This window comes from Listeria floridensis FSL S10-1187 (assembly GCF_000525875.1).
Classification (GTDB): Bacteria; Bacillota; Bacilli; order Lactobacillales; family Listeriaceae; genus Listeria; species Listeria floridensis.
On sequence record NZ_AODF01000071.1, the window covers coordinates 1 to 545 of the forward strand.

The 545-nt window shown below is 47.0% G+C and carries 1 protein-coding gene; it reads left to right on the forward strand.

The window, feature by feature from the left end:
• Positions 1-545: DNA polymerase (locus MFLO_RS13955; RefSeq protein WP_036098665.1), on the forward strand; the 545-nt coding region annotated here is incomplete at both ends.

Sequence of the window (545 nt, forward strand, 5' to 3'; positions counted from 1 at the left end):
CAAAACTTGCCGACTGAGGCACGCCATATCATTGTGCCACCAAAAAACAAGGTCATTGTTGGGTTGGACTTTGGCAATCAGGAGGGGCGCATTGCGGCAAGCTTAGCGGGCGACGAGTTTCTGCTGAAAGCTTTTCGAGAGGGGCGCGACCCTTACATTGCACTTGCATCTATTGCTTATAACAAACCTGAAAGCGAGATTGAAAAAGACAGCAAAGAACGTAAGCACGCCAAAACAGGTTTTCTTGCATATATATATGGTACAGGAGACCGCACAATGGGCGAGCAGTTGAGTATTTCAACGAATGAAGCACACGAACTCAAAAAAGAGCTCGGAAACCAGATGCAAGAATTAGCACGTTGGACGGCGGGCAATCGGGAGTTTGTTAAACGATACGGCTATGTGTGGATTGGCAAACAAGCACGTAAACGACGTTTGCCTGAAGCTTTAAAAGGCGAATACCGCCCGCTTCTACAGTGCACAAATGCACGTGTGCAGGGTGAAGCCGCTATTCAAACAAAAGTAACAATGAATGAAATGCGCAA